General features: G+C 54.7%; 2 rRNA genes. Both read left to right on the forward strand.

Annotated features, from left to right (window positions below):
- Positions 1 to 62 precede the first annotated feature (62 nt).
- Positions 63 to 2,972 (forward strand): 23S ribosomal RNA (locus DUE52_RS31940).
- 114 nt (positions 2,973 to 3,086) lie between these two features.
- Positions 3,087 to 3,198 (forward strand): 5S ribosomal RNA (rrf, locus tag DUE52_RS31945).
- Positions 3,199 to 3,206: the final 8 nt, after the last annotated feature.

Raw genomic sequence — 3,206 nt, forward strand, 5'->3', positions numbered from 1 at the left:
ATATGTTCTTTGAGAGAGAGGAAGTCACAAATTGCGTTGCAAGCGCAGAGAGTATAGTATGGCTACGGCCAAGGAAGGGCGTCTGGGGGATGCCTATGGCTCTGATTGGCGATGAAGGACGCGGACAGCAGCGAAAACAGCGGGGAGGAGCACACATCCTTTGATCCGTTGGTCTCCGAATGGGGCAACCCGGTATGGTGAAGCCATATCACCATCATACGATGGGGCAAACGAGGGGAACTGAAACATCTAAGTACCCTTAGGAAGAGAAAACAATAGTGATTCCGTAAGTAGTGGCGAGCGAACGCGGACAAGCCCAAACCACAGCGGTTACGGCCGCTGCGGGGTTGTAGGACCGACCATCAAATCAACTGACAAACCGGAATGTTCTGGGAAGGACATCCACAGAGGGTGAGAGACCCGTACGGGTAGTGTGAGTTGGTGGGGTTGGGATCCTGAGTAAGGGGGGGCCGGAGGAACCCCCTCTGAATCTGGCAGCACCATCTGCCAAGGCTAAATACACATCAGAGACCGATAGCGAACCAGTACCGTGAGGGAACGGTGAAAAGTACCGCAAGCAGCGGGGTGAAATAGAACCTGAAACCAGACGCCTACAAACGGTTGGAGCTCTTAAGTGGAGTGACAGCGTGCCTTTTGCATAATGAGCCTACGAGTTACCGTCACTGGCGAGGTTAACCTTTTGAAGAAGGGGAGCCGAAGCGAAAGCGAGTCTGAACAGGGCGCTGAGTCAGTGGGGGTAGACGCGAAACCGGGTGATCTATCCGTGGCCAGGTTGAAGTGGCAGTAACATGTCATGGAGGACCGCACCAGTAAACGTTGAAAAGTTTTTGGATGAGCTGCGGATAGGGGTGAAAGGCCAATCAAACCCGGAAATAGCTCGTACTCTCCGAAATGTTTTTAGGAACAGCCTTGCATGACAAATTCCCAGGAGGTAGAGCTACCGATAGGACTAGGGGGAGTCACATCCTACCAACTTCTGACGAACTCCGAATGCCTGGGAATTGATGCGGGAGTGAGGGGTCGGGTGCTAAGGTCCGACTCCGAGAGGGGAACAACCCAGACCACCGGCTAAAGTCCCCAAGTGGTTGCTCAGTTGAACAAAGGAGGTCCGGTTGCCGAGACAGCCAGGAGGTTAGCTTGGAAGCAGCTATTCCTTTAAAGAGTGCGTAACAGCTCACTGGTCGAGCGAGGCGGGCATCGATAATAAACGGGCATGAAGCAACCCACTGAAGCCGTGGACAGCAGTCTTTCGAGGCTGGTTGTGGTAGGAGAGCATTCTGATTGGGGTGAAGGTTTGGCGTGAGCCGGGCTGGACTGGTCAGAAAAGCAAATGTAGGCATAAGTAACGATAATGAAGGTGAGAACCCTTCACACCGTAAGACTAAGGATTCCACCGCGATGGCAATCAACGGTGGGTGAGTCGGCACCTAAGGGGCAGGCGATAGCCGAACCTGAGGGCAAACGGGTTAATATTCCCGTACTGGCCGGATGAGAGAAGCGGGGACGGAGTACTGAACTGGCCGCGCACTGCGGGAAATGTGCGTTGAAGGCTGAAGCTATTGTTTCCATTGGCAAATCCGTGGAGATAGGTGGACGCCGATAGTACCTGGTCACCTTCGGGTTACCGGGATAGCGCCGGGGATGGGCTTCCAAGAAAAGCCGCTATCGTTAATCGTCCGGGCAACCGTACCGCAAACCGACACAGGTAGTCGAGATGAATAATCTAAGGTGCGCGAGAGAATCATGGCTAAGGAACTCGGCCAATTGACCCTGTAACTTCGGGAGAAGGGGGACCTACTGTGCTGTTAAAGGCACGGAGGTCGCAGAGAAAAGGCCCAGGCGACTGTTTACCAAAAACACAGGACTCTGCGAAATCGAGAGATTCAGTATAGGGTCTGACACCTGCCCGGTGCTGGAAGGTTAAGGGGGGGCGTTAGGGGCGCAAGCTTCGAAGCGTTGAACTGAAGCCCCAGTAAACGGCGGCCGTAACTATAACGGTCCTAAGGTAGCGAAATTCCTTGTCGGGTAAGTTCCGACCTGCACGAATGGTGTAACGATCTGGGCACTGTCTCAGCCATGAGCTCGGTGAAATTGTAGTTCCGGTGAAGATGCCGGATACCCGCCACGGGACGGAAAGACCCCGTGCACCTTTACTACAGCTTATCATGGACGCTGGCACAGGGATGTGTAGGATAGGTGGGAGGCAGTGAAGCGGTGTCGCCAGGCATCGTGGAGCCAACGTTGAAATACCACCCTTCTCTTTGTTGGCGTCTAACCTCACTAAGTGAGGGACCGTGGTTGGCGGGTAGTTTGACTGGGGTGGTCGCCTCCGAAAGGGTAACGGAGGCTTCCAAAGGTTCGCTCAGGCCGGTTGGTAACCGGCTGTGGAGTGCAATAGCAGAAGCGAGCTTGACAGTGAGACAGACAAGTCGATCTGGTGCGAAAGCAGGGTATAGTGATCCGGTGGTTCCGCATGGGTGGGCCATCGCTCAAAGGATAAAAGGTACGCCGGGGATAACAGGCTGATCTCCCCCAAGAGCTCACATCGACGGGGAGGTTTGGCACCTCGATGTCGGCTCGTCACATCCTGGGGCTGGAGAAGGTCCCAAGGGTTCGGCTGTTCGCCGATTAAAGTGGCACGCGAGCTGGGTTCAGAACGTCGTGAGACAGTTCGGTCCCTATCTGTGGTGGGCGTAAGAAGATTGACGGGGGCTGCCCTTAGTACGAGAGGACCGGGGTGGACTCACCGCTGGTGAACCGGTTGTTGTGCCCACGGCACGGCCGGGTAGCTACGTGGGGTTTGGATAAGCGCTGAAAGCATCTAAGTGCGAAGCCGGCCCGGAGATGAGTCTTCTATGAAGGACGTTAGAGACGATGACGTTGATAGGCGGCAGGTGCAGGGCGTGAGAGCGCTACAGCCGAGCCGTACTAATGACCTGAAGGTCGCAGGATACGACGACTTGAGAGTGCTTGCTAGCGTGTTTGTGATTTCCTTTTTTCTTAAAGATACAGAAAGAAACCAGCGTTACGCTCCTCGTAAGAGGAGGTAATACTTGAAGAGCTGGGATGGTGGCAAGGGTGCGGGGGAACACCTCTTCCCATACCGAACAGAGCCGTTAAGCCCCGTTACGCCGATGGTACTGGAGTCACTTCCGGGAGAGTAGGTTGCCGCCACCACAGATTAC

Origin of the sequence: Larkinella punicea (genome assembly GCF_003334855.1) — a bacterium.
Taxonomy (GTDB): Bacteria; Bacteroidota; Bacteroidia; order Cytophagales; family Spirosomataceae; genus Larkinella; species Larkinella punicea.